This window comes from Nonomuraea sp. NPDC004354 (genome assembly GCF_053602555.1).
In genome coordinates, this window is record NZ_JBSGDV010000010.1 from 254,966 (window position 1) to 269,347 (window position 14,382).

At 72.2% G+C, this 14,382-nt stretch carries 14 protein-coding genes; 4 read left to right on the plus strand and 10 right to left on the minus strand.

Features of this window, described 5'->3' with window-relative positions; genetic code table 11:
• Positions 1-581: 581 nt before the first annotated feature.
• From ACWENQ_RS26885 to ACWENQ_RS26920, 8 genes are all read right to left on the minus strand, one after another.
• Positions 582-1,523 (minus strand): DUF6745 domain-containing protein, encoded by a 942-nt coding sequence (locus ACWENQ_RS26885; protein WP_452416743.1) that lies wholly within the window; start codon positions 1,521-1,523, stop codon positions 582-584.
• An 840-nt stretch (positions 1,524-2,363) separates the two neighbouring features.
• Positions 2,364-2,690: a hypothetical protein gene (locus ACWENQ_RS26890; RefSeq protein ID WP_449925909.1), complete on the minus strand. Its 327-nt coding sequence runs from the start codon at positions 2,688-2,690 to the stop codon at positions 2,364-2,366.
• A 457-nt stretch (positions 2,691-3,147) separates the two neighbouring features.
• A complete protein-coding gene (locus ACWENQ_RS26895; RefSeq protein WP_354920872.1) occupies positions 3,148-3,747 on the minus strand; it encodes a TetR/AcrR family transcriptional regulator in 600 nt (199 codons plus the stop codon).
• A 9-nt stretch (positions 3,748-3,756) separates the two neighbouring features.
• A complete protein-coding gene (locus ACWENQ_RS26900) occupies positions 3,757-4,395 on the minus strand; it encodes a biliverdin-producing heme oxygenase (RefSeq protein WP_452416744.1) in 639 nt (212 codons plus the stop codon).
• Between the two features lie 9 nt (positions 4,396-4,404).
• Positions 4,405-5,475, minus strand: coding sequence for an acyltransferase family protein (locus tag ACWENQ_RS26905; RefSeq protein WP_452416745.1), 1,071 nt, complete (start codon positions 5,473-5,475; stop codon positions 4,405-4,407).
• Positions 5,468-6,205, minus strand: coding sequence for an alpha/beta hydrolase (locus ACWENQ_RS26910; RefSeq protein ID WP_449925901.1), 738 nt, complete (start codon positions 6,203-6,205; stop codon positions 5,468-5,470). The genes ACWENQ_RS26905 and ACWENQ_RS26910 overlap by 8 nt, the downstream gene beginning before the upstream one ends.
• A gap of 299 nt (positions 6,206-6,504) precedes the next feature.
• Positions 6,505-8,427 carry an ABC1 kinase family protein gene (locus tag ACWENQ_RS26915; RefSeq protein WP_449925898.1) on the minus strand — a complete coding sequence of 641 codons (1,923 nt, stop codon included), beginning with the start codon at positions 8,425-8,427 and terminating at the stop codon, positions 6,505-6,507.
• A gap of 7 nt (positions 8,428-8,434) precedes the next feature.
• Positions 8,435-9,358 (minus strand): acyl-ACP desaturase, encoded by a 924-nt coding sequence (locus ACWENQ_RS26920; RefSeq protein ID WP_449925895.1) that lies wholly within the window; start codon positions 9,356-9,358, stop codon positions 8,435-8,437.
• A 71-nt stretch (positions 9,359-9,429) separates the two neighbouring features.
• On the opposite strand from ACWENQ_RS26920, the gene ACWENQ_RS26925 reads away from it, so the two are divergent.
• From ACWENQ_RS26925 to ACWENQ_RS26935, 3 genes are read left to right on the plus strand one after another with little or no spacing between them, the layout of a single operon-like run.
• Positions 9,430-9,879: an NUDIX domain-containing protein gene (locus tag ACWENQ_RS26925; protein WP_452416747.1), complete on the plus strand. Its 450-nt coding sequence runs from the start codon at positions 9,430-9,432 to the stop codon at positions 9,877-9,879.
• A gap of 58 nt (positions 9,880-9,937) precedes the next feature.
• Positions 9,938-10,984 (plus strand): sensor histidine kinase, encoded by a 1,047-nt coding sequence (locus ACWENQ_RS26930; RefSeq protein WP_452416749.1) that lies wholly within the window; start codon positions 9,938-9,940, stop codon positions 10,982-10,984.
• Entirely contained in the window at positions 10,981-11,634 is a 654-nt protein-coding gene (locus tag ACWENQ_RS26935; RefSeq protein ID WP_354920895.1) for a response regulator transcription factor, read from the plus strand. The genes ACWENQ_RS26930 and ACWENQ_RS26935 overlap by 4 nt, the downstream gene beginning before the upstream one ends.
• On the opposite strand, the gene ACWENQ_RS26940 is transcribed toward ACWENQ_RS26935, so the two are convergent.
• Together ACWENQ_RS26940 and ACWENQ_RS26945 are read right to left on the minus strand one after the other, a co-directional pair.
• Positions 11,595-12,215, minus strand: a complete 621-nt coding sequence (locus ACWENQ_RS26940) for a hypothetical protein (protein WP_452416750.1) — start codon at positions 12,213-12,215, stop codon at positions 11,595-11,597. The two genes, ACWENQ_RS26935 and ACWENQ_RS26940, sit on opposite strands and share 40 nt — an antisense overlap.
• A 43-nt stretch (positions 12,216-12,258) precedes the next feature.
• Positions 12,259-13,038: an HAD-IIA family hydrolase gene (locus ACWENQ_RS26945; protein ID WP_452416752.1), complete on the minus strand. Its 780-nt coding sequence runs from the start codon at positions 13,036-13,038 to the stop codon at positions 12,259-12,261.
• A gap of 61 nt (positions 13,039-13,099) precedes the next feature.
• On the opposite strand from ACWENQ_RS26945, the gene ACWENQ_RS26950 reads away from it, so the two are divergent.
• Positions 13,100-14,299 (plus strand): M20 metallopeptidase family protein, encoded by a 1,200-nt coding sequence (locus ACWENQ_RS26950; RefSeq protein WP_452416754.1) that lies wholly within the window; start codon positions 13,100-13,102, stop codon positions 14,297-14,299.
• Positions 14,300-14,382: the final 83 nt, after the last annotated feature.

Below are 14,382 nucleotides of genomic sequence, written 5' to 3' on the forward strand. Positions count from 1 at the left end.
CGCTCATGAGGCCGGCCCACCCTCAGCTCTTCCCCCGGCACGGATGGACTTCCCCACGGTGAGACCGCGGCCGGTCCCTCGGCGAGAAGGCCGCCTGCGTTCCTGGACCGCAGACCACCTCCATGAGCCACGGCCCCGCACTTCTGGAGTGTGTCCCCCCACCCCTAGGTCAGCGAGCCGCCCACCCTCCCGGATTCCGACCACGTCCCACTAACCCTTGGATTCCGACCACGTCCTATGAACCACCCGCCCCTTGGATTCCGACCACGTGCCATGGATCACCTGCCGTCCTGGATTCCGACCGCCGCCTCCAACCACGCACCGCCCGACCCCCTGGACCGGGTCCGCCCACCCCGCAGGCGGGGAGCCGGCCCACGTTCCTGTCTCCGCGCCATCTGGCCATCACTTCGGGCCCCGCACTTCTGGAACCCGGCCCGAGCACCCCTCAGGCCGAGAGGGCAGTCGCGGTTGCGATCGGAACAGTTCGTAGCGCGCTCCGGCGGTGAGCTACGTGCGACCGCGCGCCCCGTACCCCGGCAGGTCTTGGGGCGCGAGGTCCGGATGGCTCGCGTCAGGCCTGGTCAGGTCTGCTTCTCGGGCTGGTAGTCCTGCTCGGACACCCCGAACGTCCACGCCACGCCCTCACGCGCCCGAGTCACCCACGGCGGCACGCGCAGGAAGTACGTGCGGCTGGTGCCGTCCGGTTCGGGAGTGGAGTTGACCACCTCCACCATCACCACCGGCTCGTCGTCCGCCAGGTCGATGCGCCACAGCACACCGGTCTCGTCCTCGTGTGTGGGTTTGGCGCCTGACTCCGCCAGATATCGTTCGTAGCCGTAGTGCTCGAGCATCACCCGGCGCAGCTCGGCGTTCTCCTCGGCCTGGATCCGCTTGGCGTCGAGCCCGGCCATGGCCACGCCGAACGAGGCGGGCACCGGCATGCCGTGCCACGCGTGCAGCGCGAACCCGTCGGGGAACCCCATCGCGGGACCGTCGGCGCGGTGCAACCGTCCCAGGTCGTCAAGGTGCAGGTCGGCCGGACGCTCGCACACGATCGCCAGCCGTTCGAACGGCCACCACCACCCGGCCGCCTTCGCCACCTGCGCCAGGCCGTCGAGCGACCCCATCGAGCTGCCCGGCGCCCCTGTCCCGCCGTCCGGCCCGGCCGTCGCGTGGGCAGTGAGACCGTCGAACAGGGCGAGCCAAGGCGCCTCGTGCTGGCCGAGGACCGCGTCGAGCGTGGCCTGGCGGAGGAGCGACCCGGCCTGCTCACGGAGGAGCGCGGCGGCGTCGTCATCCGTGTCGCGGCCGTCGACCCGAGGGGCGCTGTAGGTGTCGCCGGTGGTGGCGGACTGGGGCAGGTTGCCGATCGCGCGGCGCAGGTCAGCGGCGAGAGTGTTCACCTCCGGCCACAGCAGGTCGCCGGTGAGCGCCCAGGCGCGCGGCCACGCCACCGTGCCCAGGGAGGTGGCGGCCGCGGCGCGGGCCCGCTCCCATGGCAGGTTCCGTACGGCGTGGCGCACGGAGGCACCAGCGATGGCGCGGAGATCGTTCAGCTGCGCGACCAGGATGTCCGGGTCAGCAGTGGTTTCGGGAGCGACAGTGGTTGCAGGAGCGGCATTGGCTTCCGGAGCGGCAGTGGTTGCAAGAGCGACAGTGCCCGGGGCCGCAGTGGTGTTCGGAGCAGCGACGGCGCCCGAGGCAGCAACGGCGCCCGGAGCGGCAACGGTGAGCGGGGCCGCAATGGGGTCCAGGGCTGCAACAGTGCCCGGAGCGGCAACGGTCTCCAGGGCGGCAATGATGCCCGGGGCCGCAATGGGGTCCGGAGCGGCAACAGTATCCGGAGCAGCAACGGTCTCCAGGGCGGCGATGACGCCTGGGGCGGCAACGGTGCCTGGGGCCGCGATGGGGTTCGGGGCGTTTCCTGGGGACGCCGATGACGAGTGTGGCGGCGTGAGGGTGGAGGGCGGCTCGGATGTGGGATCGCCGGGCGTCCGGGGTGTGAGGGCGGTGAGGACCGGTCCGATGTGGGCGGTGAGGCCGACCTCGTGGAACGTGCGGACCGTGTTCGCGTCGCCGACGAGGAGTGCGGCGGCGAGCGCGCCCTGCGCGGGGGAGGCGAGCCAGACGATCGCCTCGGGCTCGGGAAGACCGGCGTTGCGGTAGGCGCGCCGTACCCCGAGCTCGGCGGCGGTGCGATCAGCGGGGCCCGCGGTGCGGGCGATGTCGCGCCAGCGGCGGGCAGCTGCGGTCAGGTGGCCGGCCAGCTCAGCCGGCAGGGGCGCGGGTGCTGCGGGGGTCGTCATCAGGGTCGGAGGCTTCCTGGGAGAGGGGGATGTCTCGGGCGTCGGCCGGCCGGTCGGTCAGTCGGCGACCGTGCGGTAGGAGCCGGGGACGTACTCGCGCTGCCGCACCACCCGGAACCAGCCCTTCGGCAGCATGATCGCGTCGTGTTCCTCGTGGACGAGGCGGGTGCCGGCGGGAAGGTGGAGGTAGTCGGCACCGGTGTAGGCGTCGTCGAGCAGGAGGGTGCCAGGGCCGGGGATGGCGTGGGCGTGGCCGGTCGCCTCACCCAGCGCGAGGACCAGGCGGCCGCGGGAGTCGCGCGGGGCCGGGGGGAGGGTTTTGACCCGTGCGGGCACGGACTCCTCCGCCACCGGCACGATCAGGATGTCTCCCTGACGGAACAACGTGGACCTCCTCGTCGGATCGGTGATCGGAAGCTATCCGACGGGACCGACAGATTCGGAGGTGTGGGAGTCCGGCCCTCGACGGGCGCCTATCGGGCGGCCGAAGCCACGGACGAGCCGCTGCCGGGCGGGCGTCCAGAGCCCGGGACCTCAGTACGGGGCGGGTGACCGAAGCCGCGGACCAGCCGGTACCTGCCGGGCGTCCAGAGTCCCGGACGAGCCAGAACTGGGCGGGCGTCCAGAGACACGGACCAGCCGGTGCTGGGCGGGTCGGGGCCAGGTCAACGGCTGCTACCTGCTCACCGCGGGCAGCACACCGGCCTTGGGCGCGACGGCGGAGGACGAGACATAGCCCCGCTGGGCGCGACGGCGGGGGGTGAGGCGGTGCCGCCCGGCGCGCCGCAGGAGCCCGACGCGGCCCACAAACGCCGCGTGAAGAGAAGGGTCTGGGGACAGGTCAGAGGGTGCTGTTCAGGGCGCGTAGCACGAACCCGGAGACGATCTCCTCGGCCGCCTCCACGCTCACCCGGCCGCTGATCAACGACTCCCGCTCGGCGCCGATCACCGCGAGGATCATGCGGGCCGTCGCCGCCACGTCCTGCATCTGGAAGTCGCCGGAGCTCGCCCCGGAGTCGAGGATCTCGACCAGGATCCGCTGCATCGGCGCCACGTGCTCGGCCAGCCGCTGGTAGGCGTCGGGCCCGAGGGCGGCGCTGAGCCCCGCCGCTCCCGGGTGAGGGTGTGCGAGGAGCCCGGCCAGCTGGAGCCGGATGAAGGCGCGCAGCCGCTCGGCGGGCGTGGCGGAGGCGGGCAGTTCCCTGGTGTAGGACTCGATGAAGTAGTGGGTCACCCGCTCGGTGAACGCCAGCAGCAGCGCCGCCTTGTCGGGGTAGTAGTTGTAGAGCACGGTGCGGGTGATGCCCGCCTCCTGCGCCACGTCCGTCATCGAGATCTCCTGGATGCCCTGGACGCGCGACAGCCGGGAGACCGCCTGCAGGATCCTGTCCTGCGTCTGGGCGCGGTGCTCGCCGATCGTCGCGGCGGAGATCCTGGGCATGAGCCCATGTTAGGCCGCGGGCCGGATGGCGCGCAGCAGCTCGGTCAGGACCTCGGTGTTGAGCTGGTAGGCGAGGCGCACCTCGCGGATGATGCGCTGCTGCTCGGCCTCGTCGGCGGTCAGGGCGTCGAGCCTGGCCCGGTACTCGTTCTTGAACCGGGGCAGCGAACCGACCTCGTCGAAGATGTAGAAGTCGACGCCGCCGCCCTTGCCGTACCCGTAGATCTTCTGCAGTTCCATCCTGATGAACTGGCCGCCGGACAGGTCGCCCATGTAGCGCGTGTAGTGGTGGGCGATGTAGCCGCCCGGCCAGTCGGCGATCTGCTCGATGCGTGCCACCAGTGTCCTGGTCGCCTTGGAGGGGGCGATGCGCTCGCGCCAGGAGGGGCCGTAGATGGCGGTCAGGTCGCGTTCGAGTGCGGCCTGCCGGTACAGGGAAGGAAAGACGAAGGCTCCCGCCACGGGGTGGTCGGCCAGGCGCTCGGCGACGCCGTCGAGGGCGAGATAGGCGAAGTAGTGCTGGGCGACCATCTCGCCGTACTCCTCGGCGCTGAGCCGCCCGGCCATGAGTTCCTTGAGGTAGCTCTCGTCCTCGGCGGACTCGTGGTCGCCCCAGGTGGCGTTGCGCAGCGTCTCGGAGAAGGTCATGACATAGTGTCACCAAAATCGGCGCCTCACGTCAAGCCGTTGGTGACACCATGTCATAAAAAGCAGGACCGCCGCGACGACGGGCAGCCAGGCCAGCCGTTCGAGCAGCCAGGCGGGCGTGTCGGGCCTGCCGTACAGGCCGCCGGCGAGCACGGTCACCACCAGCGCCGTCTGGTGCCACAGGAAGATCGGCATGGCCCCCAGGTTGGCCAGCGCCACCGGCGCCCACAGCCGCGGCCGGCGCATCAGCGCGCCCAGCGGCCCGTGCAGCAGCAGCGCGAGGCCCACCTGGGCGAGGCCGAAGCAGACCGCGGCCAGCGTGGGCGGGCTGAGGTTGGAGAGCGGCCGCCCGGTGATCCCGATCATGGCCGCGGGGTAGCCGCCCCAGGCCACCAGCGCGAACGCCGCCGCGCCGCCGCCCGCCAGCAGCCAGGCCCCGTCCCTGCGCGGGCGCAGCTCGCCGCGGGCCCACAGGATGCCCAGCAGGTACGGCACCAGCCACGCCGCCCCGAGGTTCACCCACCCGACCGCGGCGGGGGCGCCCAGCCCGAACCGCAGCAGATCCACCAGCGCCACGACCGCGACCGCCACGCCGACCACCACCGCCCGCGTCCTGACCAGCCACGGCGTGAGCGCGCTCAGCCCGGCGAACACGGCGAGGAACCACAGCGGGCCGAGGGCGGACCTGGCCAGCGCGCGGACCGACGTGATCGGCTGGCCGTTCAGCACCGTCACCATGACCGCCAGGGCGGCCCACCCCAGCAGCAGCGGCAGCACGGGCCTGGCCAGGCGGCCCAGCCGCGTCACGATCCACGAACGGTGGGGCGCACGCAGTCCTTGGGCGGCCGCGTAGCCCCCGACGAAGAAGAACAGGGCGAGCGTCTGGAGCACCCAGGAGACGGGCGCGAGCTCCGGCATGTACGCCAGCGGCGAGGAGATGGCCAGGTGCGGGTTCCGCTCCCACGCGCTGACCAGCCAGTGGCCCAACACGACGCCCACGATGGCCGCCGCCCGCAGGGCGTCGACGCCCCTGTCGCGGCCGACCGGCGTGGCGGCCTCGATCCCGCGGACGTCAAGCACCGCCGACCTCCGCGCCGCGGCCGAGCGCGATGAGGGCGAGGTTGCGCAGGGAGGCGGTGCCGGGGTCGAAGTAGTCGCTGTGCCCGCCGGGGCCCGTGGCGAAGATCCGGGCGCCGAACGCCGGGCCCATCGGGTCGGCGCCGAACCCGAACGGGCCCACCGTGAGATGGGGCACGTCGGCCACCCAGTCGCGGGCGCCCCGCCCGGCCCAGACGCGCGGCCCGACGGCGGCCGCCGTACGCGCGCCACCCATGCCGGGGCTGCCCACGACGACGAGGTCAGCGAGGTCGGCGGCCTGTGGTCGGGCCGCGGCGCGCGCGCAGACGACCGAGCCGTAGCTGTGGCACAGCAGCGATACCGGCACCTTCGGCAGGCCGCGCATCCACGCGCGCAGCTCCTCCGCGCCGCTCTCGGCCGCCCCGCGCGTGATCGCGCCCAGGCTCCACAGGCGCGGGCTGTCGTAGCCGAGCCACGCGACGACCGCCAGCCTCGTGCCGGGGTCGATCGCGCGCGCCTCGGCCAGCAGCGCCCTGGCCGCTCCTCCCGGGCGGTGGGTGCCGTTCTCGAAGGTGGCGGCGGTCGTGTCGGTGCCCGGCACGATGACCGCGACGCGGTCGGCGGTGGCGAGATCGCCGTAGACCCTGACCAGCCGTTCGCCGGGCGAGGATGGGACGGCGAACGCGGCGGCGCCGAGCAGCAGCGCACCGGCTGCGAGGGATTTCCTGACCATGCGGCGAACGCTAGGAATCGCGGCCGTCGCCGGGCGTCGCCCCTCGGCGTGATCTTCGCGGGTCCCTCTCAGGCGCTACCCGGCCGACCCGCGCACCCCCCGCCTCCCCGACCCCAGGCCCCCGAACCCCGGGCCCCCGAACCCTTGCCCCCGAGCCCCGCGCCGCCGAGCCCTTGCCCCCCCGACCCCCTCGCCGCCGAACCCCGCGGACCCGCACGACTCGACGATCCACGGACCCGCGGAACCCCCGAGCCCCGCGCGGGCCGGCGCCGCGACCCGCGCGAACCGGTGCCGCGGCGCTACGCGGGTGGTCTGCGGCGGAAGATGAGGATGAGCACGCGCAGCACGAGCACCGAGCTGACCACCAGCAGGTTGTAGCCGATCAGCTGGAACAGCGACATCTGCCCGGCGATCACCACCGGCCCGCCCTCGGTGCCGAGAAGCAGCACCGCCATCAGCCCGGCCGTCGCCCCGAGCACCGTCAGCAGCGTCTGGTGCAGCAGGTGCGTGACGAACGCGCGGTCGCGCTCGTCACCCAGCGGCCGCACGTTCATCGTGAACCTGCCGTGCTCGGCCGCGCTGGCGATCCGCTCGATCCGCCGGGGCAGCCGCCGCAGCATCGGCAGCAGCGCGGTGACCTCCTGCGTCACCGCCTCCTTCACGGTGGCGGGGTTGATCTGCTCGGCCAGGTAGCGCCCGGCGAACGCCCTGGCCTCGCCGATGAGGTTGAAGCCCGGCGAGAGCCGGACGAGGGTGCCCTCCAGCGTGGCCAGCGCGCGGAAGACGGCCGCGACCTCCGGCGGGATCGACAGGCCGTACGCGGAGACGATCTTGAACAGGTCGGTGAACATGGCGACGCTGTCCATGCCGGGGCCCAGGTGCCGGGCCATGAACTGGCCGAGGGCGCGCTCGAGCGCCGCCTCGTCGATGTCCTCCGGCCTGGGCACGACCTCGAGGAGCGCGTCGGTGACCCCGAGGGGGTCCTGCCGGTCCATCGCCAGCAGGAAGCGCTGCAGCGAGGCGCGCAGCGAGGCGTCCAGGCGCCCGACCGAGCCGAAGTCGAGCAGGCCGACCTCGCCGTCGGACAGCAGCATGATGTTGCCGGGGTGCGGGTCGGCGTGGAAGACACCGTCGAGCAGGATCTGGCGCAGCAGGCACTCGAGCAGCGTGCGGGCCAGCGCCGGGCCTTCGGCCGGGGAGGCGGTCGCCAGCGGCTTGCCCGACAGGCGCTGCATCACCAGCACCCGGTCGGTGCACAGCGGCTCGTAGGGGGTCGGATAGGTGACCGCACCGGTGGCCGTGGCCGCGACGGCGGCCATGTTGCCCGCCTCGATGCGGAAGTCGAGCTCCTCGCGCAGCGCCACGGCGAAGCCCGCGGCCAGCTCCTTGAGGCCGAGCGAGCGGCCCCACCTCGTCCTGGCCTCGAGCGTGGCCGCCAGCCGCGCGACGATGTCGAGGTCCCGGGCGACGAGCGGCGCGATGCCGGGCCGCTGGACCTTGACGACGACCTCCTCGCCGCTGTGCAGCCGGGCCGCGTGGACCTGGGCGATCGAGGCGGCGGCCAGCGGCGTGCGGTCGAAGGAGGCGAAGGCGGCGAGGTCGACGACCTGGGCGATCTCCTCCCACGAGGCTGGTTTGACGTGGTCCTGCAGCTTGCCGAGCTCGTCGACGAACTCGGGCGGCAGCAGGTCGCGCCGGGTGGACAGCACCTGCCCGAGCTTGACGAACGTCACGCCGCCCTCGTCGAGGGCCTCGCGCAGCGAGGCGGCCAGCCGTACCCTGCCGCTCCGGTCGCCGGGGTCGTCGCCCCTCCCTCTCAGGTAGGGGCCCAGGCCGTGACGGAAGGCGATCCTGGTGATCTGAGAGTAGCGGCGGGCGCGGGCCAGTCGCCCGCGCAGCGACCTGATCAGCTCGATCGGCCCCGGTATGGAGCCTGGCGGCACGAGCGCCTCGCCGAGCACCAGGATGACCATGGGGATGAGCACGACGCACATCGACACCAGGATCACGATCCACAGCGGACCGAGGCTGGGGTCGCGGCTGGGGTCGAACTTCTCGAACGACTGGAAGACCGGCGCCAGGAACACCGGGGCGAGCGTCATCCCCAGCAGGACGGCCAGCGCCATGCGGACCGGGCCGAACCTGACGTCGAGCAGGCGCTGCGTAGCCGTCGCCAGCAGCAGGACGACGACGGCTAGCGAGGGGGTGATGAGCAGGTACACCCGCAGATCATCGCATGGCCGCGGCGCGTGCCCTGCGCTCCTCCCTGCGCTCGACGAACCTGGTGGCCGTCGTCTCGGTCCTGGCCAGGAAGGCGGCCAGCTCGTCGCGAGCCTTGGCGCCGTCGCCGTCCAGGTCGGTCTTCTCGAAGACGCCCCACTGGCGCAGCACGGGCATGAGCACGTCGTCGAGGTGGAGGCGCAGGTCGTAGATCCCCTCGTTGGCGATGATCATCGCCTTGCGGGTGAAGCCCTCGATGGTGGTGCCCGGCATCTGGAAGGTCGTCACGACGTCGGTGATGGCGCGCATCGTCTGGTTGGGGTCGAGCTCGAAGGCCGCCTTGAGCAGGTTGCGGTAGAAGAGCATGTGGAGGTTCTCGTCAGCGGCGATCTTGGCGAGCAGGCGGTCGCAGTCGGGGTCGCCCGCGGCCTTGCCGGTGTTGCGGTGCGAGATGCGGGTGGCCAGTTCCTGGAAGGAGACGTAGGCCAGCTGCTCCAGCATGCTGGTGTACTCGGTCTGGAACCCGCCCTCCATGTGGACCATGCGGGCGCGCTCGAGGGCGACGGGGTCGACGGCACGCGTGACGGTCAGGTAGTCGCGGATGGCGACGGCGTGCCTGCCCTCCTCGGCGGTCCACCGACCCACCCAGGTGCCCCACGCGCCGTCGCGGCCGAAGGTGGTGGCGATCTCGTGGTGGTAGCTGGGGAGGTTGTCCTCGGTGAGGAGGTTGACGATCAGCGAGATGCGGGCCGCCTCCGGGATGGTCGAGTCGCTGGGCTGCCAGGCCTCGCCGCCGAGGACGCCGTCGAAGTCGCGGCCCTGGCTCCACGGCACGTACTCGTGCGGGAACCACTCCTTGGCCACCTTGAGATGGCGGTCCAGCTCGTTCGCCACCACCGGCTCGAGCTCGTGCAGCAGCTCCGTCTGACTCATCACCATAAAGTTCATCTCCTTCAAGCTACGCAACCGTAAGTTAGGCTACCCCAAGAAATTGGAGGGTCTTTATGCGACCTAGTGTCCGAGGTGTCCTGCTCGATGACGACGAACGGCTGATCGTCTTCCGGCGCACGGTCCCCGGAAAGGCGTTGTACTGGTCGGTCCCCGGCGGCCATGTCGAGCCGGAGGACCAGACCCTGGAGCACACGCTCCACAGGGAGCTGCTGGAGGAGCTGGGCGCGGTCGTCTCCGCGGTCACCCCGCTGACCACGCTCACCTACCCCCACCAGGGCGGGGTCAAGACCCAGCACGTGTACGGCTGCCGCCTGGTCAGCATGGATCCCGCCCTGCGGCACGGCCCCGAGTGCGAGGACCCCTCGAGCGGCGCCTACGACGTCGAGCGGCTGCCCCTCGACCCGGCCGAGATCACCTCGCGGCACCTGGTTCCCGAGGCCCTGGGCGACTACCTGGCCGCGCACATCACCTCGCTGCCCCGCCTCATACATCGATCGAAGTAGCCGGGTGACTCACGACGGAGGACGACCGCCGGACGCCGCCCTCGCTACCGTTCGGGGCATGTCCCGTTCCTTCCTGCGGCTCGACGCCGCGCTCGCCGTCCTGACGACGGTCTGCGCCCTCACCTCGCTGGCCTCCGTGGGCGCCCCGCTGACCTGGAACGGCACCGTCCCCGTCTCCATCTCGCTCGGGCTGCTGCTGCTGGGCAGGCGGTACGCGCCGGTCACCGTGCTGGCGCTGTCGGCCGCGGTGCTGGTCGGCGCCCAGTACGGCGGGCTGTTCGAGGGCGGCGTCATCTGGCCGATGTCGGTCGCGGTCTTCTCCGCGGGGCTGGCGAACCTGCCGTGGGCGAGCGTGATCTGCACGCTCACCCTCGCGGCGGGCGTCGCCCCCACGATGGACCTGGCCAGGGGCGGGGCGGAGCTGCTGTGGCTCGCTCTCGTGCTGGCTCTCGCCCAGGGCTACCGCCAGCACCTGCGCTGGCGCGCCGAGCACGAGGCCAGGCTGCGCGAGGCCGCCACGACCAGGCTGGCCGAGCAGCGGCTGCAGATCGCCCGCGAGCTGCACGACGTCGTCGCGCACACCCTCACGGTCGTCGGCCTCCACCTGAACGTCGCCGCCGAGGCCGACACGCTGCCGGAGGCGCGGGCGGCCATCGGGGTCGCCGCCGATGTCCGCAAGAAGGCGATGGCCGACCTCAGGTCGCTGATCGGCGTGCTGCGCGACGTGTCGGGCGAGCCGCAACCCGAGCTCTCCTCGATCGCCGACCTGGTCGCCAGGGCCAGGGAGGCGGGGCTCGACGTCACCCTCGACGAGCGCGGCGACCCCACCGAGGTGCCCGCCGCGCAGGCCATGGCCGCCTTCCGCATCGTGCAGGAGGCGATGACCAACGCGCTGAAGCACTCCGACGCCCGCCGTCTGCTCGTCCACCTGGACTACTCCTCCCGCCAGGTGCGGCTCGAGGTGGTCGACGACGGCACGGGCCCCGTCCCCTACACCGAGGGCCACGGCCTGACCGGCATGCGCGAGCGGGTCGGCGCCCTCGGCGGCTGGCTGGAGATCGAGGCCGACGACGGCTTCGCGGTCAGGGCAGGATTGCCGGTATGACGATCAACGTGCTACTTGCCGACGACCAGGCGCTGGTGCGCGCCGGCTTCCGCGCCCTGCTGGCCAAGGACGAGGAGATCGCCGTGGTCGGCGAGGCCGCCACCGGCGAGGAGGCGGTACGGCAGGCGCGCCACCTCAGGCCCGACGTGGTGCTGATGGACATCCGCATGCCCGGCTCGGACGGCATCGCCGCCACCAGGCGCATCCTCGCCGAGCTGCCCGAGTGCCGGATCATCATCCTGACCACCTTCGACACCGACGAGAACGTCTTCGCCGCGCTGCGCGCGGGCGCCAGCGGCTTCCTGACCAAGGAGGTGGAGCCCGCCGAGCTGCGCCGGGCGGTCGCGGTGGTCCACGCGGGCGACTCGCTGCTGTCGCCCGGCGTCACCCGCAAGGTCGTCGAGCGCTTCGCCGGCCGTCCGGGGCCCTCCGGCACGCTGGAGGCGCTGACGGCGCGCGAGCTGGAGGTCGTGGGCCTGATCGCCGCCGGGCTGTCGAACGAGGAGATCGCCCACCACCTGGTGATCAGCCCGCTCACCGTCAAGACGCACATCTCGCGCGCGATCACCAAGCTGGGCGTCAGGGACAGGGTCCAGCTGGTCATCCTCGCCTACGAGAACGACCTGCGGTCCTCCATCTCCCACAGGTGATCGATGACGTGCCAGGCGACGCGGCGGCAGGCGTAGCGGGTGGACCAGGCGCCCGAACGGCCCTCCAGCAGGAGCGCCGCCAGCTCCTCCCGCATGGCGTCGCGGTCGGCGACCGACCTGTACGGCGGGTACCTGACGCCGAGCCGGCGGGCGTAGGCGCGTTCGGCCTCGGTGACGTGCTCGACCATCCTGGTGCGGTCGCGCCCGCCGCCGCGCGGCCCCTTGCGCAGTTCCTCGGGCGTGGCGGCGGCGGTCTCGTCGAACAGCGCCCAGGCCGCGCGCAGCAGCGCGACGTCACGGGCGAGCGTCGCCGGGCCGGCGGGCTCGGCGTCGGCGGACGGCTCGGCGTCGGGCGCGCCGAAGTCTGTGGTGCTGGAGCCCTTGACCCGCTCGACCACGACGGGTTCGCCGGGCGCGAAGTCGAGGCCCGCCCGCTCGGCGATCACGCGGTAGCGCGGGGCGTAGTCGGTCAGCCGGTCGATGGCCAGCTCCTCGCTTCTGTCGACGCGGCACCAGCCGGGCCAGTCGAGCGAGCAGGCGAACACCTTCTTGGGGCCGAGCTCCAGGTAGATGCGGTGCATGAGAGCCAGCCTGCCAGCCGTACCTGACAGGGTGCGTCAGGAATCAGATCCGGTCGACGAGATCGGCCACCGAGTCCACGATCAGCGACGGCCGGAAGGGGAAGCGGTCGACCTGCTCGCGCTGCGTCACGCCGCTCAGCACCAGGATCGTGTAGAGGCCCGCCTCCATGCCGCAGACGATGTCGGTGTCCATCCGGTCGCCGATCATCGCGGTGGTCTCGCTGTGGCCGTCGATGGCGTTCAGTGCGTGGCGCATCATCATGGGGTTGGGCTTGCCGACGAAGTAGGGCTCGACCCCCGTGGCCTTGGTGATCATCGCGGCCACGGCGCCGCAGGCCGGGAGCGAGCCCTCGTTCGACGGACCCACCGGATCCGGGTTCGTCGCGATGAACCTGGCGCCGGCCTCGACCAGCCTGATGGCCTTGGTGATCTGGGTGAAGCTGTAGGTGCGCGTCTCGCCCAGCACCACGTAGTCCGGGTCGATGTCGGTCAGCACGTAGCCGATCTCGTGCAGCTCCGTCGTCAGCCCCGCCTCGCCAATCACGTAGGCGGAGCCGCCGGGACGCTGGTCGTCCAGGAAGCGCGCGGTCGCCATCGCCGAGGTGAAGATGGCCTCCTCCGGCACGTCCAGGCCGCCCGCGCGCAGCCGTACGGCGAGGTCGCGCGGGGTGTAGATGGAGTTGTTCGTGAGCAGCTTGAAGCTCTTGTCCGACTCGCGCAAGCGCTTGACGAACACCTCGGCGCCGGGGACGGGATGCCCCTCGTGCACCAGGACGCCGTCCATGTCGGACAACCAGGTCTGGATGGGCTTACGCTCAGTCACGCGGCCATCCTACAAATGACCACTTGTCCAGCCAGTGGCGGGCGTGTGAAGAATGTGCTCCATGTCGCTTCTTGAATCAGCACAGGACATGCGGGACGAGCTCGTCCGGCTCCGCCACTCGCTGCACACCACGCCCGAGGTCGGGCTCCACCTGCCCGTCACGCAGGAGAAGGTGCTGGCCGCGCTCGACGGCCTGCCGCTGGAGATCAGCACGGGCGAGTCGCTCAGCTCGGTCACCGCGGTGCTGCGCGGCGGCAGGCCGGGCCCCGCCGTCCTGCTCAGAGGCGACATGGACGCGCTGCCCGTCGCCGAGCGCAACGACCTGCCGTACATCTCCACCCACGAGGGCAGGATGCACGCCTGCGGCCACGACCTGCACACCACCATGCTCGCCGGGGCCGCCCACCTGCTGGCCGCCCGGCGGGAGCAGCTCGCCGGCGACGTGGTGTTCATGTTCCAGCCGGGCGAGGAAGGCTACGAGGGCGCCAAAGTCATGATCGACGAGGGCGTGCTCGACGCGGCCGGCTCGCGGGCCGTGGCCGCCTACGGCATGCACGTGGTCTCGGCGATGCTGCCGCCCGCGACGTTCTCCTCGCGCGGCGGGCCCATCATGGCCGCGGCCGACACCTTCGACGTGCACGTGATCGGCAGGGGCGGCCACGGGTCCACCCCGCAGCGGGCGCTGGACCCCATCCCGGCCGCCTGCGAGATGGTCACCGCCCTGCAGACTCTGGTGACCAGGGCCTTCGACGTGTTCGACCCGGTCGTGGTGACCGTCGGCAGCTTCCACGCGGGCACCGTCGACAACGTCATCCCCGACGACGCCCGTTTCTCGGCCACGATCAGGACCTTCAACAAGGACACCAGGGCCCGCGTCAAGCAGCGCGCCGTGCAGCTGGTCGAGGGCATCGGCGCGGCGCACGGCCTGCGGGTCGAGGCGTCCTTCGGCATGGGCTATCCGGTCACGGTCAACACCCCGGACGAGGCGTCATTCGCGGGCGAGACCATCGACGGGCTCTTCGGTCCCGGCCGCTTCTTCGTGGCCCCGCAGCCGGTCATGGGCTCGGAGGACTTCTCCTACGTGCTCGAGGACGTGCCCGGAGCCTTCGTCTTCCTCGGCGCGTGCCCGCCCGACCGGGACCCGGCGAGCGCGCCGTACAACCACTCCCCCGAGGCGCGGTTCGACGACGCCGTCCTGCCGGACGGCGCGGCGCTCTACGCCTCGCTCGCGCTGTCGCGCCTGTCGCCCGCGACGTCCTGACCCGTCGGCTCGCTCCCCTGCCCGTCCGGCGAGGAGTGCGGCGTCGGCGAGGAGCCCGGCGTCGGTGAGAAGTCCCGCGTCGG